Annotated in this window: 22 protein-coding genes; 8 read left to right on the top strand and 14 right to left on the bottom strand. The window is 69.9% G+C overall.

Annotated elements, in window-relative coordinates; translation table 11 throughout:
• The 3 genes from OG707_RS31680 to OG707_RS31670 are packed head-to-tail and all read left to right on the top strand — an operon-like array spanning position 1 to position 3,699.
• Complete coding sequence (locus tag OG707_RS31680; RefSeq protein WP_329124410.1) at positions 1-1,875, top strand: RiPP maturation radical SAM C-methyltransferase; 1,875 nt, start codon at positions 1-3, stop codon at positions 1,873-1,875.
• A complete protein-coding gene (locus OG707_RS31675) occupies positions 1,872-2,408 on the top strand; it encodes a DUF5825 family protein (protein WP_329124408.1) in 537 nt (178 codons plus the stop codon). Before OG707_RS31680 ends, OG707_RS31675 begins: the two co-directional genes overlap by 4 nt.
• A gap of 4 nt (positions 2,409-2,412) precedes the next feature.
• A complete protein-coding gene (locus OG707_RS31670; RefSeq protein WP_329124406.1) occupies positions 2,413-3,699 on the top strand; it encodes an MFS transporter in 1,287 nt (428 codons plus the stop codon).
• On the opposite strand, the gene OG707_RS31665 is transcribed toward OG707_RS31670, so the two are convergent.
• The gene (locus OG707_RS31665) at positions 3,671-4,114 is read right to left on the bottom strand and encodes a MarR family winged helix-turn-helix transcriptional regulator (protein WP_329124404.1); all 444 of its coding nucleotides are present in this window, start codon (positions 4,112-4,114) and stop codon (positions 3,671-3,673) included. The two genes, OG707_RS31670 and OG707_RS31665, sit on opposite strands and share 29 nt — an antisense overlap.
• Before the next feature lie 89 nt (positions 4,115-4,203).
• On the opposite strand from OG707_RS31665, the gene OG707_RS31660 reads away from it, so the two are divergent.
• Positions 4,204-4,614, top strand: coding sequence for an organic hydroperoxide resistance protein (locus OG707_RS31660; protein ID WP_329124402.1), 411 nt, complete (start codon positions 4,204-4,206; stop codon positions 4,612-4,614).
• A 12-nt stretch (positions 4,615-4,626) separates the two neighbouring features.
• Here the strand turns inward: OG707_RS31660 and OG707_RS31655 are convergent, their stop codons facing one another.
• The 4 genes from OG707_RS31655 to OG707_RS31640 all read right to left on the bottom strand — a co-directional run bounded on the left by OG707_RS31655 (position 4,627) and on the right by OG707_RS31640 (position 9,049).
• Complete coding sequence (locus OG707_RS31655) at positions 4,627-6,186, bottom strand: aldehyde dehydrogenase family protein (RefSeq protein WP_329124400.1); 1,560 nt, start codon at positions 6,184-6,186, stop codon at positions 4,627-4,629.
• Positions 6,187-6,323: 137 nt separating this feature from the next.
• Positions 6,324-7,871 (bottom strand): pectate lyase family protein, encoded by a 1,548-nt coding sequence (locus OG707_RS31650; RefSeq protein WP_329124398.1) that lies wholly within the window; start codon positions 7,869-7,871, stop codon positions 6,324-6,326.
• 87 nt (positions 7,872-7,958) lie between these two features.
• Positions 7,959-8,414 carry a nuclear transport factor 2 family protein gene (locus OG707_RS31645; RefSeq protein ID WP_329124396.1) on the bottom strand — a complete coding sequence of 152 codons (456 nt, stop codon included), beginning with the start codon at positions 8,412-8,414 and terminating at the stop codon, positions 7,959-7,961.
• Positions 8,411-9,049, bottom strand: coding sequence for an HD domain-containing protein (locus OG707_RS31640; protein WP_329124394.1), 639 nt, complete (start codon positions 9,047-9,049; stop codon positions 8,411-8,413). The genes OG707_RS31645 and OG707_RS31640 overlap by 4 nt, the downstream gene beginning before the upstream one ends.
• A 94-nt stretch (positions 9,050-9,143) precedes the next feature.
• Here OG707_RS31640 and OG707_RS31635 point away from each other — a divergent pair, with 94 nt between their 5' ends.
• Positions 9,144-10,154, top strand: coding sequence for a GlxA family transcriptional regulator (locus OG707_RS31635; protein ID WP_329124391.1), 1,011 nt, complete (start codon positions 9,144-9,146; stop codon positions 10,152-10,154).
• Here the strand turns inward: OG707_RS31635 and OG707_RS31630 are convergent.
• From OG707_RS31630 to OG707_RS31610, 5 genes are read right to left on the bottom strand one after another with little or no spacing between them, the layout of a single operon-like run.
• On the bottom strand, positions 10,096-10,794 hold the full coding sequence (locus OG707_RS31630; RefSeq protein WP_329124388.1) for a hypothetical protein: 699 nt from the start codon (positions 10,792-10,794) through the stop codon (positions 10,096-10,098). The genes OG707_RS31635 and OG707_RS31630 overlap by 59 nt on opposite strands.
• Positions 10,791-11,627 carry a carbohydrate ABC transporter permease gene (locus tag OG707_RS31625; RefSeq protein ID WP_329124386.1) on the bottom strand — a complete coding sequence of 279 codons (837 nt, stop codon included), beginning with the start codon at positions 11,625-11,627 and terminating at the stop codon, positions 10,791-10,793. Before OG707_RS31625 ends, OG707_RS31630 begins: the two co-directional genes overlap by 4 nt.
• Positions 11,624-12,583, bottom strand: coding sequence for a carbohydrate ABC transporter permease (locus OG707_RS31620; RefSeq protein ID WP_329124383.1), 960 nt, complete (start codon positions 12,581-12,583; stop codon positions 11,624-11,626). Before OG707_RS31620 ends, OG707_RS31625 begins: the two co-directional genes overlap by 4 nt.
• Positions 12,580-13,848: an extracellular solute-binding protein gene (locus OG707_RS31615; protein ID WP_329124381.1), complete on the bottom strand. Its 1,269-nt coding sequence runs from the start codon at positions 13,846-13,848 to the stop codon at positions 12,580-12,582. Before OG707_RS31615 ends, OG707_RS31620 begins: the two co-directional genes overlap by 4 nt.
• A 53-nt stretch (positions 13,849-13,901) precedes the next feature.
• Positions 13,902-14,921 (bottom strand): hydroxyacid dehydrogenase, encoded by a 1,020-nt coding sequence (locus OG707_RS31610; protein WP_329124379.1) that lies wholly within the window; start codon positions 14,919-14,921, stop codon positions 13,902-13,904.
• Between the two features lie 200 nt (positions 14,922-15,121).
• On the opposite strand from OG707_RS31610, the gene OG707_RS31605 reads away from it, so the two are divergent.
• Positions 15,122-16,297, top strand: a complete 1,176-nt coding sequence (locus OG707_RS31605; protein ID WP_329124377.1) for a substrate-binding domain-containing protein — start codon at positions 15,122-15,124, stop codon at positions 16,295-16,297.
• Between the two features lie 52 nt (positions 16,298-16,349).
• Here OG707_RS31605 and OG707_RS31600 read toward each other — a convergent pair whose 3' ends face one another.
• Positions 16,350-19,250, bottom strand: a complete 2,901-nt coding sequence (locus tag OG707_RS31600) for a GH59 galactosidase (protein WP_329124375.1) — start codon at positions 19,248-19,250, stop codon at positions 16,350-16,352.
• A 300-nt stretch (positions 19,251-19,550) separates the two neighbouring features.
• Here OG707_RS31600 and OG707_RS31595 point away from each other — a divergent pair, with 300 nt between their 5' ends.
• Positions 19,551-21,560: a glucose PTS transporter subunit IIA gene (locus OG707_RS31595; RefSeq protein WP_329124373.1), complete on the top strand. Its 2,010-nt coding sequence runs from the start codon at positions 19,551-19,553 to the stop codon at positions 21,558-21,560.
• 108 nt (positions 21,561-21,668) lie between these two features.
• A complete protein-coding gene (locus OG707_RS31590; RefSeq protein WP_329124371.1) occupies positions 21,669-22,520 on the top strand; it encodes a PRD domain-containing protein in 852 nt (283 codons plus the stop codon).
• 25 nt (positions 22,521-22,545) lie between these two features.
• Here OG707_RS31590 and msrB read toward each other — a convergent pair whose 3' ends face one another.
• From msrB to OG707_RS31575, 3 genes are read right to left on the bottom strand one after another with little or no spacing between them, the layout of a single operon-like run.
• A complete protein-coding gene (gene msrB, locus OG707_RS31585) occupies positions 22,546-22,953 on the bottom strand; it encodes a peptide-methionine (R)-S-oxide reductase MsrB (protein WP_329124368.1) in 408 nt (135 codons plus the stop codon).
• 12 nt (positions 22,954-22,965) lie between these two features.
• The gene (gene murC / locus OG707_RS31580; protein ID WP_329124366.1) at positions 22,966-24,360 is read right to left on the bottom strand and encodes a UDP-N-acetylmuramate--L-alanine ligase; all 1,395 of its coding nucleotides are present in this window, start codon (positions 24,358-24,360) and stop codon (positions 22,966-22,968) included.
• Positions 24,361-24,406: 46 nt separating this feature from the next.
• Positions 24,407-24,859, bottom strand: a complete 453-nt coding sequence (locus OG707_RS31575) for an indole-3-glycerol phosphate synthase (RefSeq protein ID WP_329124364.1) — start codon at positions 24,857-24,859, stop codon at positions 24,407-24,409.
• Positions 24,860-24,869 lie beyond the last annotated feature (10 nt).

Here is a 24,869-nt window from a genome sequence, read left to right as displayed (position 1 = left end):
GTGACCATGCCGTGGCAGCCGGTGGAACTCCCTTCCCTCCAGATCGGCCTGCTGCACGCGCTCGTCGCGCGCACCAGGCCGCAGGACGAGGTGCGGGAGTTCCACGGCTCGCTGCGCTGGGCGGAGTTCCTGCTCGAGCGGTCCCAGGGGCTGCTGCGTCCGGGCGACCATGTCGCGGTGGGCAGCGACGCCATCTTCGACGGGCTCGGGGACTGGGTCTTCTCCGGCGTCCTGTACGAGGACCCGTCCTGGGGCGTCGCCGCCCTCGACGACTACGCCCGCCGCCGGGGCACCGCCATCGACAAGGCCTCCGCGATGCGCGTCCACGCGGCGGAGTTCGTGCAGTTGTGCGCGGCGGAGATCCTCGCCGGCGACCCGGACGTCGTGGGGTTCACCAGTACGTTCATGCAGAACGTGTCCTCGCTCGCGCTCGCGAAGGAGCTCAAGCGGCGCCGTCCGGGGATCACTGTCGTCTTCGGCGGCAGCAACTGCGACGGGCCCATGGGCCATGCCCTGCACCGCAATCACCGCTTCGTCGACCATGTGGTGCGCGGCGAGGGCGAGTACGCCTTCCCCGCCCTCCTCGGCCATCTGGCCGCCGCCACCCGCCCGGTGGACGTACCCGGAGTGTGCTGGTGGGACGGCGCCGTCTCACGGGCCAACGAGGAGACCCGGCGCACGGTGGCGCCCGCCGACATCCCCCCGCCCGACTACGACCTGTGGCAGTCGGCCCTGGACGCGTCCCCGGTGGCGGAGTACGTGCACCCCAAGCTGGTGGTGGAGGGTGCGCGGGGCTGCTGGTGGGGCGAGAAGCACCACTGCACCTTCTGCGGGCTCAACGGTTCGGCCATGGCATTTCGCGCCAAGCCCGGCGAGCAGCTGTGGGCGGAGATCGACCGGCTGGTGCGACGCCACCGCCTCCTCGACATCGTCACCGTCGACAACATCATCGACATGAGCTACTTCAAGGACTTCCTCCCCATGGCCGCGAGAAGTGGCTGGGACCTGCGGATGCACTACGAGGTCAAGTCCAACCTCTCCTCGGACCAGTTGGGGCTGCTGGCCCGGGCCGGGGCGGTGCACATCCAGCCGGGGATCGAGTCCCTCAGCAACCGGGCGCTGGAGCTCATGGACAAGGGCGTCACCGGCACTCGCAACGTCCGCACGCTGCGGGACTGCGCGAACCACTCGCTGACCTGCACCTGGAACTACCTCTACGGCTTCCCCGGCGAGAGCGCCGAGGACTACACGTCCGTCATCGACCAGCTGCCCGCGCTCGTCCATCTGCAGCCGCCGGGCGGCGCCTTCCGCATCCAGCTGGAGCGCTTCAGCCCCAACTTCGCCACCCCTGCCCTGGGTTTCGCGGAGCGCCGTCCGGCCGAGATGTACGGCCATGTCTACGACCTGCCCGAGGCCGAACTGGCCGATCTGGTCTATCTCTTCGACACCCCGCCCGCGGGGATCGGCGGCACCACCGAGGAGCGCCTCCTGGCGGCCGTACGCGCCTGGCATGCCGGGCACGCCTCCTCCACCCTGCTCCTGGAGGAGGTGGCGGAGGACGGCGGTGGCGATCTGCTGGTGCACGACCGCCGCCACGGCCGGCCGCACCGCACGCACCGGCTCACCGGCTGGGAGGCGGCGGCACTGCGCCATCTGGAGCCCGGCCGCACCGAGCCCGCGCTGCTCAGGCTGCTGACGGGCGAGGGCAACCCGGTGAGCTCCGAAGAACTGGGCGCATGGCTTCAACAGGCGGTCGCCCTGGGGCTGTTGTACTTCGACACCCGGTCGTACGTGTCGCTGCCCACCCGCAACGAGCCGGTACGTCTGACCGAACCCGCGCCGGAGCGGCCGGCGTTCGAGGGAGTCGCCGGATGACCGCGCTCCTCCCGGCCGCCGTACCGCATACCGTCACGGGCCGTCGCGTGCGGGTGCGGGAGCCGCTCCCGCTGGCCGGAGGCGGCCGGGGTGCGGCGGTGTCGGTCCAGTTCCTGCGCGAGTGCCAGAGCCATGCGCTCGCCGTGGACTGGGTCCCGGACGGCGCGGCGGACACCGCGCCGCTGCACCATCTTCCGCCGCCCGCCCCGCTGCCCGACGAGCCGCCCGCGCTGACGGACTGGCGCTCCCGCCATGCGTACGGGCTGCTCTACCACCGGCGCGGTCCGGACTTCGTCACGGTCATGGACCGCAGGGAGTCCTCGGCCTCGGCACGGTTCACGCTCGCCCATCCCGAGCTTCTGGCCGCCTTCCTCACCCTCGCCGAGCCGACACCGCTGGACGGGCTGAGCGCCGTACACCGCAAGGCGGCCTCCGTACTGGCGGCCGAGAGGCTGGTCCTGGTCACCGACGGCTGGGCGGTGGCCCTGCCGCCGCGCCTGCGCCAGTGGCCCGTGCCCTGCGCAGCGATCTGACCCGATGGATTCCGGCCCCCCGGTACGCCCTCTCCGCCGTCACCGCGCCTTCCTTCTCCTCTGCGGCGAGCAGGCGGCCAGCTCCGTCGGACGCCAGGTCACCACCCTGGCGCTCGCGCTGCTGGCCGTGGACCGGCTGAACGCGGGCCCCTTCGGGGCGGCGGCCCTGATGGCGCTGAACTATCTGCCCGGAGCGGTGCTGAGTCCCTTCGCCGGTGTGCTCGTCGACCGGGCCAGGCTGCGCTCCCTGGCCGTACTGCTGACGGTCCTACAGGTCCTGGTCGTCGGCTCCGTTCCGCTCGCGGGCGCCATGGACCGGCTCAGCTGGCTCCATCTGTACGTGGTCGCCACCGCGTCGGGCGCCCTCACCTCCACGCTCACCGTGGCCCTGCAGGCCGCCCTGCCCCGGGTGGTGCGGGGGAAGCAGCTGCTGACCGCCAACTCCGCGCTGACGGGCGCCCGTACGGCGGGCCAGATCGGCGGCCCGGCCCTCGGCGGTGTGCTGGTCGGTTTCGCGGGGGCGGCCCCCGCGCTGCTCGCGGGTTCGGTCGCGTACGGCGTGGAGGCCGTGCTCCTGCTCTGTCTCCCCGCCTCGCTGAACACCCCGGCCGAGCGGAAAGGCCCTTCGGGCGGATCCCGGGCGGCCGCGCTGCGCGAGGGTTTCGAGGTGGTGCGCGCGCACCGGCTGCTGCGGCGGCAGGTGCTCGCGGGTGCCGGGTTCAATGTGGGCAGCGGGGCGGCGGACGCGCTCTTCGTCGTGTACGCGACCCGTGACCTTGCTCTGCCCGCCTGGCAGTTGGGGACCGTGTACGCCACCTTCAGCGTCGCCACGGTCCTCGGCGTGCTCCTGGCCGGGCGCTTCGCCGCGACCATCGGTCTCTTCCGGGCGACGCAGATCTGCGCCCTGCTCGCGGCCGCCGCGATCTTCCTGATCCCGGCCGCGTCACTGGGTTTCGCCTTTCCCGCGCTGATCGCCTACCAGCTCTGTTTCGGGCTGACGGGCACGGTATGGGCGATCTCCATGACCACCACCCAGCAGCTCATCGCCCCGCCCCACCTCCAGGGCCGCGTGGCCGGTTTTGTCCAGGCGGCCCTCATGGGGACGGTCCCCGCGGGGGCGCTGGCGGGCGGCGCGCTCGCCTCCTGGGCCGGCAACGTACCGGTGCTCACCGGAGCGGCGGCGACCGCACTCCTTGCTGCGGGCGGCCTCTGGCTGCCGCAGCGGGCGGGAGCCGATGCGCTGCCACCCGCCGCCGAAGTCCTCAGTGAGCGCGGTCGAGAGCGCCGGTGAGCCGCCCCAGCAGGGCCTGGAGGGCGAGGATCTCCTCGATCTCCATACCCGTGGCGGCGAGGATCCGGCGCGGCACGGGCAGCGCCTTCTCCTTCAACTCGTGTCCCGCGACGGTGAGTTCGACGGTCACGGACCGCTCGTCGGCGGCGCTGCGCTCACGTCGTACGAGACCGGCCGTCTCCAGCCGCTTGAGCAGCGGCGAGAGCGTCCCCGAGTCGAGCCGCAGCTGCTCGCCGATCGCCTTGACGGGCTGCGGTCCGTGCTCCCAGAGCACCATCATCGCCAGGTACTGGGGGTAGGTGAGCCCGAGGTCCTTCAGGGCGTCGCGGTAGACGCCGCCGAACGCGCGCGAGGCGGCGTGCAGCGAGAAGCAGACCTGGTGGTCGAGGCGGAGCAGTTCGGCGTCGTCGGTCATGGGAACAGCGTAGCTCTTCGCACGCGATTGAGTTGTGCACAACTTAATTGCGTGCCATGCTTAAGGCCGGACCTACGGAAGGACATCCCATGGACGCGCTGTACACCGCTGTCGCCACCGCCAACGGCCGCGAGGGCCGCGCCGTCAGCTCCGACGGCCAGATCGACCTCACCCTCGCCATGCCCCCGGCCCTCGGCGGCAACGGTCAGGGCACCAACCCCGAGCAGCTCTTCGCCGCCGGGTACGCGGCCTGTTTCGCCAGTGCCATGAGCGCCGTCGGCCGCCAGATGAAGGTCGACACCAAGGACGTCTCGGTGACCGCCGAGGTCTCCATCGGCAAGGACGACACGGGCTTCGGCCTCGCGGTCGTGATGCGCGTCGAGCTGCCGGACACGATCGAGGCCGCGACCGGCCGCGAGCTGGTCGAGGCGACCCACGCGTACTGCCCGTACTCGAAGGCGACCCGCGGCAACATCGAGGTCGAGCTCGTCGTCGAGTAGCAGCTCGGCTGCTCAGCGCGGCGGGTACTGGCTGTAGTCCGGGAAGTTTCCGTACAGCAGCTCGTGCACGCCCGCGTCCGCGGGCTGCGTCACCGCCTGTACGAGCAGGTCGCCGCCGACGAACGCGCCCTTCCAGGAGGCGCCCACCCCGCCGAAGGGCTCCTCGCGGTCGCCTCGGCTGCGGGGCGCGTTCACGCCGACCTTGAAGGCGCGGACCTCCGGGGCGACGCGGTCGGCGAACGCCTGGTCGTCGGTCGCGATGCTCGCCACCAGTGAGCCGTTGCTCGCGTTCATCTCGGCCAGCAGCTCGCTCTCGGAGTCCACGATGACGACCGAGTCCAGCGGCCCGAAGGGCTCGCGGTGGCGAAGCGCCCAGTTGGCGGGCGGTGCGAGGACGGCGGCCGGGGCCGCGTAGGCGCCGGTGTCCTGGCCGTCCAGGAAACGCCCGGCCTCCAGGGCACTGTGGTGGAGCGGGACGGCACCGCCCTGCAGCGCCTCCTCGTAGTAGCGGGCGAGCTCGGCGGCCTTGGCCGCGTGGATGACGGGGCCGAAGTCGAGCTCCGGGAGGTCGTCGTCCGGCTGGTCCACGGCGAGCGGATGCCCGAAGCGCAGGTCGGCCGCGACACCGAGATAGGTCTCCAGGAACTGCGGGAAGAGCCGGCGCTGGACGACGAAGCGCGGGTAGGCGGTGCACCGCTGCTTCCCGTACTCGTACCCCTTGCGCAGATGCTTGGCCAGAACGTCCCACTGGGAGAAGTCCCAGATGCCCCAGGCGTTGAGGCCCTCCTGCTCGATCATGTGGCGCCGACCGGTGTCGGCGAGCTCGGCGGCGGCCTTGCGGCCGTTGCTGCGTCCGCCGACGAAGGCGAGCGCGCCGAGGCCCTCGCCGCGGATGAGGGAGCTGCCGATCTGCGAGCCGACACCGGAGATCAGGGTGACGGGCAGGTCGCAGCGGCGCATCAGGGCGTGGGCGAGGGTCAGGCAGTGGAATCCGCCCTGGCTCGGGGTCTTGGCGATCACGGCGTTGCCCGCCAGCAGCTGCACCAGTTCGGCGTGGACCTGGACGCTCATGGGGTAGTTCCAGCTGGCGATGTTGGAGACGGGCCCGTCCAGGGGCTTGCGCCGACCGCCGAGCTCCATCTGCCGCTCGATCTCGCCCACGTACCAGCGCACCCCGTCCAGACACCGGTCCACGTCGGCGAGCGCGAGGCGCCAGGGCTTGCCGATCTCCCAGACCAGCAGCAGGGCGAGGAGTTCGCGGTGGGCCTCCAGCGCGTCCACGGCGGCGCTGACCCGCGCCCGGCGCTCGTCCAGATCCACCCGCTGCCAGGCCCGGTGCTCGGCACAGGCCCAGCCGACCGCGGTGGCCGCGTCCTCGGCGCCGACGCGCGGCGGTCCGGGGATCGCGCTGCCGTCGACGGGTGTGGTGTGTTCACCGGGGGTGCCGCTGGCGAGCCACTCGCCGCGCTCCAGGTTGTTCAGCCGGTCGGCCTGGAAGGCCTCGGGGGCGGCGCGCACGCACCTGGCGTACACCTCGTCCCATGATGTTCCCGGCTTCACGCGCAATGACATGGTCGCCTCCCGGCACGGTGGTCTCCCACCGAGCGTAGGCACCGCGGCGGACTCCCGCGCCTTGAGCCGTACGGCCACAGGGCCCGGAAAATCCCGTCCCGCCGGGACCAAAGGCCCCGGCGGGAGGGAACAGCCGGTTATCCGGCGTACGTCTCGAACTCGGCGACCTGCGGGGTGCCGGTCGACCCGGTGATCTCGAAGGTGATCTTCTTCAGCGAGACTGCGGGGAAGGAGATGACGCCCGCCCCGCTGCCGGTGGTCAGCACGGCGCCCGTGTCGCCGTTGAGCAACCGCCACGACCCGATGCGGCCCGCCGCGCCCGACGTCTCACGGATGGTGGCCCGCGCCACCGAGGTGGCGGAGCCCCACTTGACCGAGACGGAACCGGTCGCCGACGCAGGCGACCAGTAAGTGCTCAGGTTCCCGTCCCGTACGTTGCCGTAGCTCGTCCCGTCGGCCTTGCTGGAGCCGTCGGCACCGGCACCGAGGCTGAGGTTGGTGCCGGTGGGCTGGGTCGCGGTGGCCGTCGGGGTCGGGGTGGCTGTGGCCGTCGTACTGGGCGTCGGGCTCGGCGACTGCGCCGCGCACTTGCCGTCGGAGACCAGCAGCCCCTTGCCGGCGCCCGCCGTGCGGCTCACGACGTCGGGGACACAGCTCGCCGCGTCGAGGGTGTACGCGTACGGAATGCTGACGGTGGTGTTGGACGTCGGGTCGGGCCCCGCCGGATTGTTCTCGCTGCTCTTCGCCGACCAGGTCACGTTGTCGAAGATGTTGCCGCTGACCTGCCAGTATCCGGCCGCGTCGGTGTAGAAGGTACCCAGGACGTCCTTGGAGTCCTTGAAGTAGTTGTTGTCGACCTTGGCGTGGGCCCCGGCACGGGAGTTGATGCCGGACTCGTTCAGGCTCACGTAGTAGTTGTTGTAGATGTGGGCCGTGCCGCCGCGCAGCAGGGGCGTGCGCGAGTCGATGTTCTCGTACAGGTTGTGGTCGTACGTGATGAAGCTGTTCGAAAGCTCGGTCTCGCTGGAGCCGACGAGCCCGCCGCGCCCGGAGTTGCGCAGGGTGCTGTAGGACAGCGTCACGTACTGGGTGTTGTCCTTCAGGTCGAAGAGGCCGTCGTAGCCCGCGGACTCACCGCCCGAGGCCAACAGGCTGGTGTGGTCGACCCAGACGTTGCGTACGTCGGCCTCCATGCCGATGGCGTCACCGCCGTTGGAGGTGGGCGAGCCCGACTTCTTGACGTTCTTGACGGTCACGTTCTGGATGATGATGTTGCTCGACTCGCGGACGTGGATGCCCAGTTGGTCGAAGACCGCCCCGCTGCCGACGCCCACGAGCGTGACGTTGCTGATCTGCTTCAGCTCGATCCGGTCGGCGGCGGTGTTGCAGCTGTCCCCCGACACCTTGGTGGTGTTGCCGTGGTTGATGGTCCCCTCGACCTGGATGATGATCGGGGTGCTGCTGGAGGCCCGGCTGCACAGGGCCTGGTGGATCTGGGTCCCGGTGGTGGCCTTGACGGTTGTCCCGCCCGCTCCCCCGGTGGTCCCGCCGTTCTGGGACGCGTAGCCGGTGGCGCCCGCGGCCGCCGCCGATGCCTCGGGCATCGACAGGGCCACGCCGGCGGCGGCCACACAGGCCGCCGCGGCCACGACCGCACTGAGTCTCACTACGACTGGTCGTCGCATCCTCGCCTCGCAATTCGTCGTCTTCGAATGCTGGATGAGTGCTGTTCCATGCCGTAGTCGACGCTGTCGAACCAAAGGTTGCCGCCCTCACGCCAGAGGAAGCGCGCCTCGCGTCCCCGGCCGCCGGGGACCGAAGATGCGGCGTTCCTCCGCACGGATCGGCACGTCGTTGATGCTCGCCTCGCGCCGTCGCATCAGGCCGTGGGCGTCGAACTCCCACAACTCGTTGCCGTACGAGCGCCAGTGCCCGCCGTCCGCGTCCCGCCACTCGTACTGGAAGCGGACGGCGATGCGGTCCTCGGTGAAGGACCACAGCTCCTTGCGCAGTGCGTAGTCGAGCTCCCTGCTCCACTTCGCGGCGAGGAACGCGCGGATCTCCTCCCGCCCTCGCACGAAGGTGTCGCGGTTGCGCCACACGGAATCCTCCGTGTACGCGAGTGAGACCCGGTCGGGGTCACGGGTGTTCCACGCGTCCTCGGCGGCCTGCACCTTGGCGAGCGCGCCGGCTTCGGTGAACGGCGGCAGCGGGGGGCGCGTGCTCATTCCGACCACTCCGAGTTCTCGATGACGGTCACGAAGTCGGTACGGACGAAGCCCGGTGAGAAGTGGGCGAGCACATCGGACTTGACGTTGCCGAACGCGCTGGCGGGGCGGTGCGCGATGCCCTCGGTGAACGCCGCGAGGATCCGGCGCTTGAAGTCGGGCCGGGGATGCGCGGTCACGACCGCCTCCCGCTGCGCGTCGCCGACCTCGTCGAACCCGAGCCCCAGGACGTCGACTTCGACCCCGGCGGTGACCAGGGCCACCTCCGGCTCCATCCGGTACGGGATCTCGGGCGTCGTGTGCAGGGCGATCGCCGTCCAGGCGACCCGGGCGCGCTCGGCTGTCAGACCGTGCCGCAGCAGGAAGTCGCGGGCCGCGTCCGCGCCGTCGATCTCGAAGCGCTGCTCGGAGGCGGCGTACTTCTGTGTGAGCCCCAGGTCGTGGAACAGGGCTGCCACGTAGAGGAGTTCAGGGTCGAAGGCCAGATCGCGACGGCGGCCGCGCAGTGCACCGAAGAGGTAGACCCGGCGCGAATGGTCGTACAGGAGCGGGCCCGCGGTGTCGCGGACGAGTTCGGTCGCCTCCCTGGCGAGCGCGCTGTCGGGGATTTCGACGCCGGCGATGTGTGTGGTCATGTCCTCATCCTGTCGGCCGCACGCACCGTCCGGCCATGTCCATCAGGACAGGAATCCCACACATATGGACATGGCGCTTCGCTAACCTGGAGAGATGAGCTTGCGCAGGCCCGCCCTCTCCCGCACCGTCGCCGTACTCGCCTACGACGGTGTCCGGCTCCTCGACGTCACGGCCCCCCTCGAGGTGTTCAGTACGGCCGTCACCCTGGGGGCCCGGTACACGCCGGTCCTGCTCTCCCCGCACGGCGGGGCCGTCACCACCTCGGCAGGAACCCGGCTGCTCACGGACTCCGCCGACAGCCTGTCCGGGCGCATCCACACCCTGATCGTGCCCGGCTCCCCCGGCCTCCCCCAGCAGGTGCCGGCCGGCCTTCTCGACGCCGTCCGCACGCTGCACTCCGCGTCCTGGCGCACCGCATCCGTCTGCACCGGCGCCTTCGCGCTGGCCGAGGCGGGGCTGCTGCGCGGCCGGCGTGCCACCACGCACTGGCGGCACGCGGGGACGCTGACGCGACACCATCCCGACATCGAGGTGCACGAGGACGCGATCTTCGTACAGGACGGCCGGATCTACACCTCGGCGGGCGTGAGCGCCGGCCTGGATCTCTCCCTGGCCCTCGTCGAGGCCGACGAGGGCGCGGAGCTGGCCCGTGAAGTCGCCCGCGACCTGGTGGTCTTCCTCCAACGCCCGGGCGGGCAGTCGCAGTTCTCCGTGGCCGGGCACACCCCGGCACCGCGCCACGACGTGCTCGCCGCACTCCTCAGGGAGATCGCCGCGGACCCGGCGGCGGACCACTCCCTGCCGGAGCTCGCCCGCCGGGCCGGTGTCAGCGCACGCCACCTCACCCGGCTCTTCCACAGCGAGATCCGCGATACGCCGGGCGGTTACGTGGAGTCGGTCCGCCTCGAAGCCGCCCGGACCCTCCTCGACACGGGCGAGAGCGTCACCGCCGCGGCCCGGCGCAGCGGCCTCGGCAGCGACGAGACCCTGCGCCGGGTGTTCCTGCGCCATCTCGGTGTGACGCCCTCGGCGTACCGGGCGCGCTTCAGGACAACGTCGCCAGGACGGCTTCCGGTCGGTGGCGGCCCGGAAGGGCCACCATGACCCGGCAGTTGCGCCACACCACGAACAGCACACACCCGGGCAGCACCGCGAGCCCCAGCAACGGCATCTGGTTGACGAGGACCAGGGCCACGATCCCCAGCACCAGGTTCATCAGGGCCAGCCCCGCGTGCCGGACCACCGCGTACGGAGCGAGCAGGAACAGTCTCCGCTCCACGGTCTCTCCCGCGGCCACGTGGGCGAGTGCGACGGGCCACGCGAGCGCGGCGACCAGCGCGGCCACCGCCGCCATGGGGACAACTGCCGTCCCCAGTCCGGTGGTTCGCAGGGTGACGACATCGGCCACGGCCGCGATCATGAGCAGTACGAACGGCGCCGAGACCAGCAGAGCCCGCCGGAAGAGCTGCCGGTAGGCCCGGACGAACAGCCGTACGGGAGCCTGTTCGTCCCCCGTCGTCGCACCGAGATACGCGAACGCGGCAGCCAGCGAGGGCCCCGGCAGCACCAGCAGCAACAGCCCGAAGACCACGGGGTGGCGCCACGGCTGATGGCTCACCTGCAGCGCGAGCAGCAGGGGAAGGTTCGTCACGGCGATCCCGAGGTTGACGACCAGGACGCGGTGGACGTGCGCCCAGATCAACTCCCACGATCCGTGGGCGACGTTGAGCCGCGTCCGGTTCATCCCTTCACCCCCGTGGTCGCGATGCCCTCGACGAAGTAGCGCTGGCCGAGCAGGAACACGGCCAGGACCGGCACCACGGAGAGCACCGAACCCGTCATGATCATCGCGGACTCGGCGTCGTACTGGCCGATGAAGGCGCGCAGCCCCAACTGCACCGTCCACAGGCGGTTGTCCGTCAGATAGATGAACGGGCCCATGTAGTCGTTCCAGGTGTTCACGAACGTCAGGAGCGCGAGGCTCGCGAGGGCCGGCTTGGACAGCGGGAGCACGATCCGCGCCCAGATCCCGTACTCGGTCAGGCCGTCGAGGCGGGCCGCCTCGCTGATCTCGACCGGGATCGTCAGATAGAACTGCCGCATCAGGAAGACGCCGAACGCGCCGAAGGCCTGCAGCAGGATCAGTGACGTGTACGAGTTCACCAGGCCGAGCTTCTGCATGATCACGTACTGGGGCACCATGTACGCCTGCCACGGCACGGCGATCGTCGCGATGTACCCGGTGAAGAGGAGGTCCCGGCCGGGGAAGCGCATCTTGGCGAAGCCGTACGCCGCGAAGCTGCCGGTCAGCACCTGCAGGAACGTGATCACGACGCTCAGGAAGAACGAGTTGCCGAGGTAGGCGGCGAACGGCACCCGCGTCCAGATGCTGGAGAAGTTCTCCCACTTGAACTCTTCGGGGATCCACTGGACCGGCACCGTGAACACGTCGCGGTCGTCCTTGACCGACGAGATCAGCATCCAGATGAACGGCAGCAGGACCGCGACCGCCACCGCGGCGAGCAGTACGTACAGGACGATCTGCCCGGTCACCTTGCGCACGACGGTGGTGCTCATCGCTCGCTCCTTCGCTGCATCTGGAACTGGATCACCGTGATCACCAGGCAGATCAGGAAGAGCGCGAGGGAGACGGCCGAGGCGTAGCCGAAGCGGCCCTGGGTGATGCCCTCACGGAAGATCAGCTGGGACAGGACGAGGGTGGAGCGGCCGGGACCGCCCTCGGTCATCACCTGCACCAGGTCGAAGACCTTGAAGCTGGAGACCGTGATCATGACGGTGACGAAGAAGGTCGTGGGCCGCAGCCCGGGCAGGGTGACGTGCCAGAACCGCTGCCAGGGACCTGCTCCGTCCATGCGGGCCGCCTCGTACAGCTCGGCCGGGACGGTCTGCAGGCCGGCCAGGAACAGCACCATGTAGTAGCCCATGTCGCGCCACACGCTCGCGATGATCAGCGCGGGCATCGCCCAGTCCCGTGAACTGGTCCAGCCCGGCGGGTGATCGACTCCGAGGAACGACAGGAACTGGTTGACGGGCCCCGAGTCGGGGCTCAGCAGCATGTTCCACACCACGGCGACCGCGACGAGCGAGGTGATGTACGGGAAGAAGAACGCGGTCCGCAGGACGTGCACGCCGCGCAGCTTCTGATTGAGCAGTACGGCGAGGCCGAGCGAGACGCCGAGGGTCAGCGGGATGTGGCCGGCCGCGTAGTAGAAGGTGTTCTGCAGGGCGGCCCAGAAGTTGGAGTCGTTCCACAGCCGCTGGAAGTTGTCCAGGCCCACCCACTTCGGGGTGGAGTAGGAGTCCCACTGGGTGAAGGCCATCGCGAGCGCGCCGATCACCGGGACGAGGGTGAGGGCGGCGAAGCCGAGGAAGTTCGGCAGGATGAAGGACCAGCCGACCAGGAGGTTCCGGCGCCGCCGGCGCTTCGCGGCGGCCTGGTGGGCGGCCGCGGAAGCGCCGGGGGACGCGTTCTTGGTGACGGGCGGTGCGACGGGCGGGGCGGCGGCACTCACTGGACTTCGTCCTTCACACGCTTGTCCATCTCCTTGATCCCCGCGTCGACGGACTTCTCGCCGCTCATGATCAGCTCGTGCTCCTCCTTGAGGATCTGGTCGATGTCGGAGGTCTTGTCGCTGACCGGCATCTCCAGCTTCACCGTGGTCGGCTGCATCGCCGTACGGGACAGCGCGTCGGTCGGCATGCCGTCGACCGAGAAGAAGGTGTCGAGGATCTTGTCGCTGGTGTACGCGGGCGTGACACCGATCTTCGCGACGGCGGCCGCGCCCTCGGGGCCCGAGGCCCAGGTGACGAACTTCTTGGCGGCGTCGGCGTTCTTGGCCTTCTTGTTGACGGCGAACGCGGTCGGCGAGCCGAAGGTGACGGTCTTGCCGTCGCTCTTGATCTGCGGCATCGGCGCCATGCCCCAGTTGATGTCGTTCTTGCCCTGCTGCTTCTCGGCGAGCAGCGCGGCCGCCCACCAGGAGCCCATCGGGACCATCGCGGCCTTGCCGGTGGTCAGCTGGGAGTCGTAGGTGATCTGGTTGCTGGAGGCCGCGGAGAACGGCAGGACCGCCTTCGCCTTCTGCAGGCCGAGGGCCATGTCGTACTGGTCCTTGAAGAACCCGTAGTCGCCGCCGAGCTGGTCGCCGCCGGTCTGCGCGGAGGAGATCGCCTGGACGACGGAGCGCCAGGTGTGCAGATAGGTGCCGTAGACCTTGTCGGATCCCGAGCCCTTGGTGAACTGCTTCGCGAGCTTCGCGTAGTCGTCCCAGGTCAGCTTAGACATGTCGGCCTTGCCCGTCATGTCCTTGTTGTAGAAGAGGACCCAGAAGTCGGAGCGGTACGGCAGCGCGTAGTACTTGCCCTTGAGGTTGTAGTCATCGAGGCCGGAGTACGACGCCTTGTCGAGCTTGGTCGCCTCGTCGGTCAGCGGGAGGAGCTGGCCGCGGGTGGCGTAGCGGGCGTAGTCGGTGACGTTCTTCATGGTGAGGACGTCGGTGGTGTCACCGCCCGCCAGCATCGTGGTGACCTTGTCCGGGTAGCTGTCGGCGAGGATGTCGACCGGCTGGACGTCGATGTCGGGGTTCTTGGCCTCGAAGCCGTCGATCAGTGCCTTGAACTCGGGTGTGGTCTTGTAGTTCCACAGCGCGACCTTCACGACGGTCTTGCCGTCGGACGACGAGCTGCTGTCCGTCCCGCTGGCGTCGCAGGCGGTGGCGGTGAGGGCCGTGGCGACGACCAGCGGTGCTATGCGGGCGAGGCTCTTCTTCAACTTCATGGCGGCGGCTCTCCTTTGAGCTCACGGATGGTGCGGGGGAAATCGGGGGAGGGTCAGGCGCTCAGGCCCAGGGCCCAGCTCTCCGCGGTGACCTCGGCCCGCAGGGGCTGCCGGCCGACAAAGCGGGTGAGTTCGTCGAGGACGTGGTCGGTGAGCCGGCCGATCTCGGTGCCCAGGGACCCGGCGATGTGCGGGGTGATCATCACGCGGCCGAGGCGGCGCAACGGCGAGTCGGCGGGCAGCGGTTCGGGGTCGGTGACGTCGAGGATCGCGAACAGCCGTCGTGAGGCGCACTCGGCGGCCAGCGCGTCGGGGTCCACGAGCGAGCCGCGGGCGGTGTTGATGACGGTCGCGAAGTCGGGGAGCCTGCGCAGCTGCCCGGCGCCGATGAGGTGGTGGGTCCCGGCCGTCTCGGGGGCGTGCACGGACAGGACGTGGACCCGCGGCAGCATCTCCTCCAGCGGTACGAGGGTCGCGCCGGCCCGGGCCACCTCGTCCGGGTCCGCGTACGGGTCGGCGACCAGGACGGTGGTGCCGCGCAGCACCTTCAGGAGCTCGACGACCTGCCGCCCGATCCGCGAGAAGCCGACGATGCCGACGGTCCGCCGGAAGTTGGACACGTCGCCGTACCCGGTGACCGAGCCCCAGCCCCCGTACGCGCGCTGCTCGTCGGCGGCGAGGAACGGGGCCTTCTTCCCGGCGAAGATGATCGCCGCGAGGGTGTACTCGGCGACCGGTACGGCGTTGGCGTCCGCGGCGCTGGTCACCCGGATCCCGCGCCGCCACACCTCCTGGCCGACGAGATCGCGCACGCTGCCCGCGCCGTGCAGCACGGCCCGCAGCCGGGGGGCCGCGGCGACCCGCTGCGGGGTGAGGGCGGGCGCGCCCCAGGACGTGAGGAGCACCTCGGCGCGGGCCAGGCGTTCGCGCGACCGGGCGCTGTCGAGCTCGTCGGTCCAGCAGGGGTCGTCCAGGGTCACGAGGCCGGCGAGGCGGCGCAGGCGGTCGGCGTCGAAGTGGGCCTCGAAGCTGGACCTGCTCATCACGACCAGAGCGCGGGCCTTGGTCTGCATGCGGTACGAGCTCCTCTGTCATGGGGCGCCTGCTCAAACAGCAGGTGCCCTCTGTGTTTCCGGCGAGTTCCAGCCAGAAGTCGCTGAGTCAGAGATAGTGGTCGCCCACACAAACCCACCAGAGCTCGACCAGAGACGAAACGATCCGAACAGACTCGAACATCGCGCCCGGCTCAGCACCGGACGGGAGGGGATGCGCCATGACGTCGGCACAGCACGAGAACCACGAACCGCCCGCGGGGGCCGACCAGTTGTTCGCGCTGCAACGCCGCGAGCGGCTGATGGACCGGCTGCGACTGCACGGCGCTGTTCGCGTACGCGAACTCGCCCTCGATCTGTCGGTGAGCGAGCTGACCATCCGGCGGGACATCGCGGCCCTGGCCGACCGCGGCCTGCTGACCCGGGTGCACGGCGGGGCCACGCTGCCGTCTCCGCTGGAGCAGGAGCCGGTGCGCCGGCGCAGGCTCGCGACGCCCGCGTTCACGATCGGGATGGTCGTCCCTTCGCTGGACTTCTACTGGCCTCACATCGTCAGTGGCGTACGCAATGCCGCGGCCGCGCACGGCGTCAACGTCCAGCTGCGGGGCTCCAGTTACGACCAGGCGGAGGACCGCAGGCAGATCGTGCGGCTGACCGAATCCGGACAGGTGCAGGGGCTGCTGCTCGCCCCGAACCTGGAGGGTCCCGGCATGCACGAGATGATCGACTGGATCGGGAAACTGCCGGTCCCGGTCATCTTCGTGGAGCGCCAGACGCCCGAGTGGACCCCGACGCCGCACCAGCTCGAATGGGTGCGCAGCGACCATGCGACCGGCCTGGAGATGGCGGTGCGGCATCTGCACACGCTCGGCCACCGCAACATCGGTCTCGTCCTGTCCAAGGGCAGCCCCACCTCGGCGCACCTGGCCGTGGGCTGGCACCGCGCGTGCGCCGGGCTCGGCCTGTCCGACGCCTTCCTGATACGCGAGAGCGTCGCCCTCGACGTGCCGGGTCACCGCCGGATCATCGGCGACATCCTGGAGGGCTGCCGCCGCTCCCGCATCACGGCGCTCATCGTGCACAGCGACCCCGACGCCCTCTCGGTGGTCCAGTACCTGACCGAACAGGGCATCCGCGTCCCCGACGACATGGCGCTCGTCAGCTACGACGACGAGGTGGCCCATCTCGCCGACCCGGCCATCACCGCGGTGCGGCCGCCGAAGGCGCTCGTGGGCCGTACGGCCGTCGAGATGATGCTGGCGCGGCTCCTAGAAGGAAGGCGCAGGCCCGCCCAACGGGCGCTGATCCTCCCGGAGTTGATCATCCGCTCGTCGTCGCTCCCGGCCGCGCCCCCGTCCCTGCCCGCACGCACGCCCCGGCGCCGCGAAACGGTGTGAGCGGCCCCGGCGACACCCGCGCCAAAGCCGCTCACCCTCGCAACAGAACCGTCTACGTACGCACCAGCTGGTCGTACGCCGCCCGCAGCCGGCCCGCGAGCTGCTCGACGCCGACCGCGTCGAGCCCCTTCCGCCCGTCCGCGCCGGCCTTTGCCGCAGCAAGGGCACGGGCGAACACCGGCCACGAAGCGTCGGTGTAATCGCCCCGCTCCGGCGTCCCGACGTCCGCCAGGGCGCTCCGGACCGGTGCCGTGTCGACAGCGCCGTGCACATCACCGCCGGAGACGGTGTTGAGGGCGTCCACGACGAGCTTCCCGGCCGTCAGAACGAACCGCACCTCGTGCCTGCCGTCCGGCAGACCGCGCAGCGCATACGTCGCCAGACGCTTGTCGGTGGCGGCGGTCTTCGCGCCCCGGACGGCCAACTCGCCGTCGACATAGACGTCGAGGACGGCGCTGCCGTCGTTGCCGCCGATGACATCCACACCCGTACCGCGGAACGGGACGGTGAAGGAGGCCCCGGCCGTCGTGCTCGTCGACGTCGACCGGTACCAGTCCATCGCGTCGCCGAGAGACGCCTTCCGGCTCCATGTGCCCTCGTACGACACCGCGCTGTCCATGTTGTCCACCTGCGCGGCCGCGTACGGCGTGTAGCCGTCGACCTTCTCGACCTTCAAGTTGTCGAAGCCGGTCTTCTGGAAACCGCTGCCGAGCTTGACGCGCCCCTCGGTCTCCGGGGTCGGGTCCTCGTACGCCGCCACCGCCTTGCCGTCGACGAAGGCGGTGACCTGCGCCCCCTTCGCCTCGACGGCGAGGCGGTAGCCGCCGGCCGCCGCGACCGTGCCCTGCTGGAGCGCCGTGCCGTACTCGTAGAACGTCCAGGCGCCGTCGGGACCGATCCGCAGGCTGTAGGCGGCGTCGCTGATCGCCATGCCCTTCTGCTGGCGCACGCCGAGGGCGGCGAGCCCGCCGTCCTTGTCCGGGAAGGAGACGTCGACGGATGCCTTGTAGTTCTCCCAACGGAAGTCGCCGACCGTCGTGTTGGGGGTGTTCTTGTTCCATGCGCCGGTGTCCTTCATGGACTGGTCCATGTACTGGTAGAGCACCCCGTCGCCGCCCACCTCCCACGCGCCGGTCTGGTCGACCATGTAGCGGGGCTGGTTGCCGCGCGAAGAGAGATACGGCTGGGACGTACGGCCGACCCTGACCCTGCCCTCCTCGTCGTACGCGAAGTCGTCGGCGTAGAGGAAGCCGTCGCGGGTGTCGGACCGCTTGCCGTGCGCGTCGGTGTCGAGGACGGCGCGCTCGCCGGACTGCGGAAGGCGCTGCCGCGTGGCCGGGTCGGCGCTCTTGTCCAGCGTCGTCAGGGTCGTGATGGACCGCGGCTTCACGGTGTACGTGTAGAAGCCGTCGCCGTCGGGGCGCATCTCGTCGACCAGGTGCTTGAAGTCGGCGTCGTAGCGCTGCCCGGCGTCGGCCGCCCGGGTCTCCCACACCTCCATCGTGGGATCGCTGCCGAGCCGCAGGTTCTCGGCCTTGATGCGATAGGTCTTCGGCTGGTCGCTGTCGTTGACGACGACGGTCGAGAAGTCCTTCTTCGCGGGGTCGGCGAGCGTCATGTAGCTCGGTGCGCCGTTGGACCCGTCGAGGTTCTCGGTCCCGCTCACCCCGCTGTAACTGGCCTCGGGGACGGTCCGCCAGATCCCGGCCGTGTTGGTGTCGTTCTCCCAGCCGGTCTTCGCGAACTGGGTGAACTGCTGCATGACGTACAGCGCCGCGTCGTAGTGCAGATATCCCGACCACGGGTCGCGGGCGCTGACCAGTTCCTTGTGGCTGTACTGGGCACCCTCGTAGAAGGCGCCGATCGCCGGCTGGAATATGTAGTGGGTGCGCTTGGAGTTCGCGTAACTCTTGACCAGCCGGTTGGCGACGTCGAGCGCGCTCTGCACACCGCCGATTCCGGTGCTCGCTCCGTTCGGGCCTTCATTGTTGTTGACCCGGTAGTCGGTGTATCCGAACGAGGCGGTGCCCTCGCTGTACCAGACCTCTTTGTCCTGGCCGAAGGTGTTGTCGCCGGTGGCCAGCTTCGTATACGGAAGGTTCGTGGCGCTGTCGGCGGTGCCGTCGTGCCGGTCCTCGGTCGTGTAGTGGTACCCGGTCGCGTCGACGATCCCGAACAGATCGGCGTCGCTGAGCATCGCCGGCCCCATGTTCAGGGTGTTGTTCTCGTCGGAGGCGACGATCTTGATGCGGTGGTACGCCTTCGCCACCGCGCCCCGCTCGGCCACCGGAATGCCGTAGCGCGCGTCGGAGAAATCCGTGTCGTTCACGACGGCGTTCTTGTACCACTTGACGAACGACACGTCCGGCGTGCGGGTCTCGTTCTTGTCCGGGTTCACGTAGTCGACCATGTACCCGTACTTCTGGTACACGTCGAGAAGCGTCTCCTTGTACCACCGGTACATCTCGTCGTTGCCGGTCCCCTTGTCCCATTCCTGCTGGACCCATCGCGGCATTTCCCAGCGCAGGACCGACACCTTGAGCCCCGGATTGACCGTCCTGGCGTCGGCGGCCAGCTGGAAGCCCGGGGAGCGGGCGGCGTCGGCGAGTTCGTCCGCCGTACGCATGGTCGCCGGGTCGGCGCCGGTCGAGGTGTTGGTGTCCGAGCCCATCTCGACCTTGACGTGGTTGACGAGCGGGTTGGCACCCCCGAACAGCACCCGGATCAACTGCCAGTACCGCTCCGGGTGTTCGGCCTTGTAGTCCATCAGCAGATTGCTCGTGCTGTTGCAGCTGAGCACGCCGAGGCCCTTGTACGTCAGGCCGTTCACGTTGTCGGCCCGTACGTCGTTCCCGTCGACCACGACGTCCACCGGATCGTCGGCGGCGTGTCCGGGCGGCGCGGCGACCAGCCCCGCCCCCAGTGCGACGGCGGCCGCGGCGGCGACCGACACCCATCTCAGTCTTCTCTGTGTCCTCATCCGGAACATGACACATCCATGCCGCTCCGGCGCTCTACGGATCATCCGCACCCGACCACACTCATTCGCACTCGAACATCAGGGGGCGTTTGCCCTCGCCGCCGCGGTCGGTCTACAGTGACGGCCGATCGATCTCGATCACAGGGTTGTTACTCCCCCGAGCGGTTCCGCCCGAGGGGAGGCAAGGCCTGAGCAGCGCCATTGGCGTTGCTCAGGCCTTTTTTGTTGGGCCGAGCCACGTTGGCAGAGAAGCAAAGGATGCAAGGACGCATCATGAACACACCCGCACCGGCGACCGATGCACTGGCGAAGGACATCCTTCGCGGTATCGGCGGAGCCGAGAACATCGAGAGCGTCACGCACTGCGCGACGCGCCTGCGCTTCCAGCTCCATGACGGAGCCAAGGTCGACCAGGCCGCGCTCGACGCCCTGAACGGCGTGATGGGCACCGTTCCGCAGTCCGGCGACCGCTTCCAGATCGTGGTCGGCGGCGCCGTCGCGCGGGTCTACTCCGAGATCATGAACCTGCCGTCGATGAGCGGGGGCGGCAAGCCCCGTCCGCAGTCCGACGCCGACGTCAAGGCCGCCGCCCGCGCCAAGGGCCGCGGGCGCTTCGCCTGGGTCGACAACTTCTTCGAGTACCTCTCGGACTCGTTCCGCCCGCTCATGGGTGTGCTGCTCGGCTCCTCGCTGATCATCGCGATCGCCTCCGTCCTCGACGCCGTCGGCGTGGTCGACTTCCGGGCCGCGGACAAGTCCGCGACCTGGGTGTTCGTCGACGCCATGTGGCGCTCGGTCCTGTACTTCCTGCCGATCTTCGTCGCCTACAACGCGGCGAAGAAGCTGAAGATCGACCCGTGGGTGGGCGCCGCCGTGATGGCCGCGGTGATGACCCCGAACTTCACGGGCATGCTCAACAAGGACTCCGGAATCCCCGGGATCACCTGCACCACCAACGGGACGCTGGGCACCCAGGAGTGCGTCGCGCACGTCTTCGGGCTGCCGATGCAGCTGAACGACTACGGCGGCCAGGTCTTCGTACCGCTGCTGATGGTCGCCCTGCTCGCCCTGGTCTACAAGGGCCTGCAGCGCATCTTCCCCGAGGCCGTGCACATGGTCTTCGTGCCGTTCTTCAGCATGCTGATCATGATCCCGATCACCGCCTTCCTCATCGGCCCCATGGGCATCTGGGCCGGCAACGGCCTCGGCGAGGGTCTGTCCTGGCTGAACGGCAACGCCCCGATCGTCTTCGCGATCATGATCCCGCTGATCTACCCGTTCCTGGTCCCGCTGGGTCTGCACTGGCCGCTGAACGCGCTCATGCTCGTCAACATCAACACCCTGGGATACGACTTCATCCAGGGCCCCATGGGCGCCTGGAACTTCGCCTGCTTCGGCGCGACCGCCGGTGTGCTGCTGCTCTCGATGCGCCACCGCGAGAAGGAGATGCGCCAGACCGCCACCGGCGCCCTGGCCGCGGGCCTGCTCGGCGGCATCTCCGAGCCTTCCCTGTACGGCATCCACCTGCGCTTCAAGCGGATCTACCCGCGCATGCTCGTGGGCTGCCTCGTGGGCGGCGTGATCGTGGGCGTCATGGGCGGCGTGGACACCAAGGCCTTCGCCTTCACGTCCCTGCTGACCATCCCCGTCTTCTCCCCGGCGGTCGCGTACGTCATCGCGATCACGGCGGCGTTCTTCACCTCGATGGCGCTGGTCTACTTCTCCGACTTCCGCACCGCTGAGGACCGCGCCGAGTTCAACGCCGAGCGCGACGCGGCCGAGGCCGCCGCCCGCGGCGAGGACGCACCGGCCGCCGCCGCCACCGCCACGGGCACCGAGCTCGCGGCGCCGGTCGCAGGCCGTGTGGTCTCCCTCGACGAGGTCGGGGACCCGGTCTTCGCCTCCCGCGCGCTCGGCGAGGGCGTGGGCATCGAGCCCGCCGACGGCCGTGTGGTCGCCCCGGTCGACGGCGAGCTCGTCACGGTCGTCGACACCGGCCACGCCTACGGCATCCGCACCGCGGACGGCATCGAGGTGCTCATCCACGTCGGCATCGACACGGTGCAGATGAAGGGCGAAGGCTTCGACGTACGCGTCGAGTCCGGCCAGAAGGTCCGTACCGGCGACCTCCTCGTCGAGGTCGACCTCGACGCCGTGCGCGCCGCGGACCACTCGACCGTCACCCTGATGACCGTCACCAACACCGCGGACCTCGCCTCGGTCGAACCGCACACCGGTCAGGACGCCGCCGCGGGTGACCCCGTGGTGACCGTACGCCGGTAAGGCCCGCCCCCGACGCGGCGTGCGCCTCCCCTGGTGGAGCGCACGCCGCGTCGGTCGGGGATCATGGAGCAGAACAGAACCGGACCACGCACGGGAGGAGAGCCACTGATGGAGGCCCTGCGCGTCCTCAACAACAACGTGGTCCTCGCGCGCGACGAGAAGGGCCAGGAGGTCATCCTCACCGGCCGCGGCATCGGCTTCGTCTCCCGCCAGGGCAAGCCCATCGACCCGTCGCTGATCGTGCGCGTCTTCGTCCCGGCCGACGGCCGCGACCCCGACCATCTGGCCGAGGCCCTCGCCCTCATCGGCGAGGAAGTCCTGCGGGCCGTCGTCATCGCCCTCGACGAGGTCGGTATCGAGGGGCGCGAGTCCACCCGCCCCACCCTCGCCATCGGCGTCGCCGACCACGTCGCCGGCGCACTGGAGCGGGCCGCACGCGGCGTCGTCGTCGAGTACCCGCTGCGCGCCGAGGCCCAGGCCCTGTACGGCGCCGAGTACGCCCAGGCGCAGCGCCTGCTGGCGGCCATCAACGAGCGCGTGGACCCGAAGCTGGACGAGTCCGAGGCGACCGCGCTCGCACTGCACCTGGTCAACGCGGGCTTCGCCTCGGGCGACCTGTCGTTCACGTACACGATGACCGGGGTCATCCAGCAGCTGCTCGCCGTCGTGGCCGAGCAGTACGGCCTGGACGTCTCCCAGGAGTCCGTGAGCGCGGCGCGGTTCATCACCCATGTGCGCTATCTCTTCGTACGGATCCAGCAGCACGGGCAGCTGAAGGGCCACGAGGCCACGATCGGCAAGGGCATCCGCCAGCACTACCCGGAGGCGACCCGCACCGCGCAGAAGCTGGCGACGATCGTCGAGCTGCGGCTGGGGCAGCAGCTGAGCGAGGACGAGGTCTCGTACCTGGCGCTGCACGTGGCCCGGATGACCCTGGAGACCGACGGCAGCGCCGTCTGAGGCAGCAGCCGCCGGCCTGTCGTGCTCAGCCCTCGTCGGGCGTCAGCTTCAGCGAGATCGAGTTGATGCAGTACCGCTGGTCCGTCGGGGTCGCGTACCCCTCGCCCTCGAAGACATGGCCCAGGTGCGATCCGCAGCGCGCGCACCGCACCTCGGTGCGGGTCATGCCGTGGGAGGTGTCCTGGATCAGCTCGACGGCCTCGGTGTCCTTCGGGTCGTAGAACGACGGCCAGCCGCAGTGCGACTCGAACTTGGTGTCCGAGCGGAAGAGCTCGGCGCTGCACGCCCGGCACGAGTAGACGCCGGTCGTCTTGGTGTCGGTGTACTCGCCGACGAAGGCGGGCTCCGTGCCGGCCTGGCGCAGTACCGCGTACTCCGCCGGGCTCAGCTCCTCGCGCCACTGCTCGTCGGGCTTGTCGATCTCGTACGACATGGTTGCGTCCCCTCAGTTCGAAAGGCGGGCGAGGATCTGCGGACCCAGGTCCGTGACGTCGCCCGCGCCCATGGTGAGAACCAGGTCGCCCGGCTTCGCCATTCCCGCGACGACGTCCGGGACCGTCGCCTTGTCGTGCACGGCGGTCACGTCGGCGCCCGCCGCCTTCGCCGCGTCGATGATCAGGGTGCTGGTGATGCCGGGGATCGGGTCCTCGCGGGCCGGGTAGATGTCGAGGACCACCGAGGCGTCCGCGAGGGCCAGCGCCTGGCCCATCTCGGTGCCGAGCTCCTGGGTGCGGGAGAAGAGGTGGGGCTGGAAGACCACCAGCAGGCGCGCTTCGGAGGCGGCGCCGCGCATGGCTTCCAGGTCGGCCGTCATCTCGGTGGGGTGGTGGGCGTAACTGTCGATGACCTGGACGCCCGCCTCCTCGCCCTTGAGCTGCAGCCGGCGCTTGACGCCGGTGTACTTGCCGAGCGCGGAGGCCAGGTTGTGCGCGGGCAGGCCGAGCGCGACGCCCGCCGAGAGGGCCGCGACGGCGTTGAGGGCGTAGTGGCTGCCGGGGACCGAGACCGTGAAGGTGAGGTATTTGCCGCCGAGGACGACGGTGACCTCGCTGGTCAGACCGCGCGGGGTGATCTTCTGGACGCGTACGTCGGCCGAGGGGTCGATGCCGTACGTGACGACCTTGAGCGTGGAGAGGTCGCGGATCCGCGAGGTCAGCTCGACCGCGCCCGGCTGGTCGGCCGAGATGACCAGGGTGCCGCCGGGGACGACCTTGCCGACGAACGTCTCGAAGGAGTCGTAGATCTCGTCCATCGAGGCGTAGTTGGCGTGGTGGTCGAGCTCGACGTTGAGGACGATGGCGACCTCGGGGTCGTACTTCTGGAAGCTGCGGTCGCTTTCGTCCGCCTCGGCGACGAAGATCGCGCCCTCGCCGTGCCGGGCGTTGGTGCCGGGGCCCGCGAGATCGCCGCCGATCGCGTACGAGGGGTCGAGGCCCAGCTCGGTCAGGGCGACGGCCAGCATCGAGGTGGTCGTCGTCTTGCCGTGGGTGCCGGCCACCGCGATGGAGCGCAGGCCGTTCATCAGGGAGGCCAGTGCGTCCGAACGGTGGACCACCGGAATGCCCAGCTCGGCAGCGCGCACGAGCTCCGGGTTGTCGTCGCGGATGGCGCTGGAGACGACGACCGAGGTGGCGTCGTCCGCGAGGTTCGCCGCTTCGTGGCCGATGTGGACCGTGGCGCCCAGCGCGCGCAGGGACTCCGCCGTGGCGGACTCACGGGAGTCGCTGCCCGCGACCTTGGCTCCGCGCTGGGCGAGGATCTTCGCGATCCCCGACATTCCGGCGCCGCCGATGCCGATGAAGTGCGGTCGGTCCATGGCGGCAGGAATACCGGGTGCCATGTGCGTTTCTCCCCAAGGTGTACGGACGTAAGTGAGGCGGCCCAGCCTATTCGCTGTGCGCGAAGAGCTTGAGCACCGGTACGCCGACCTTGTGACGGGCGCGCGAGGCCCAGTCCCGGTGGAAGAACTCCTCGACGTAGTGCGGCTCGGTCAGCACGATGACCTCGTCGGCGCTCTTCTCGTTGACGACGCTCGTCAGCAGGTCGAGGGGGTGCTCCTCGACGACCCGCCCCTCCGCCGTGCTGCCGGCGTCGCGCAGCGCCTGCAGGGAGTGCTGCAGCGCCTGTTCCGCGGGGAGCCTGGCGTCCTGCCCCTCGGGTTCGTCGCTCTCGTGGGTGGCGTCGTCCAGTTCGCCCATGGCCACGTCGTCGATGGCTCGCAGCAGTACGTCCGCCTGGTCGCCGCGCGGCTGGATCAGCACCACGAAGGAGACCTGTTCGTCGCCGTGCAGCGTGGTGACGAACTCCACGTCTTCCGAGGTCAGGGGCTTCTCGATCATCAATACGCTC

The organism is Streptomyces sp. NBC_01465, from assembly GCF_036227325.1.
Taxonomy (GTDB): domain Bacteria; phylum Actinomycetota; class Actinomycetes; order Streptomycetales; family Streptomycetaceae; genus Streptomyces.
Note: the sequence above shows the minus strand (reverse complement) of the source record. Positions and strands in the feature narration are given on the sequence as shown.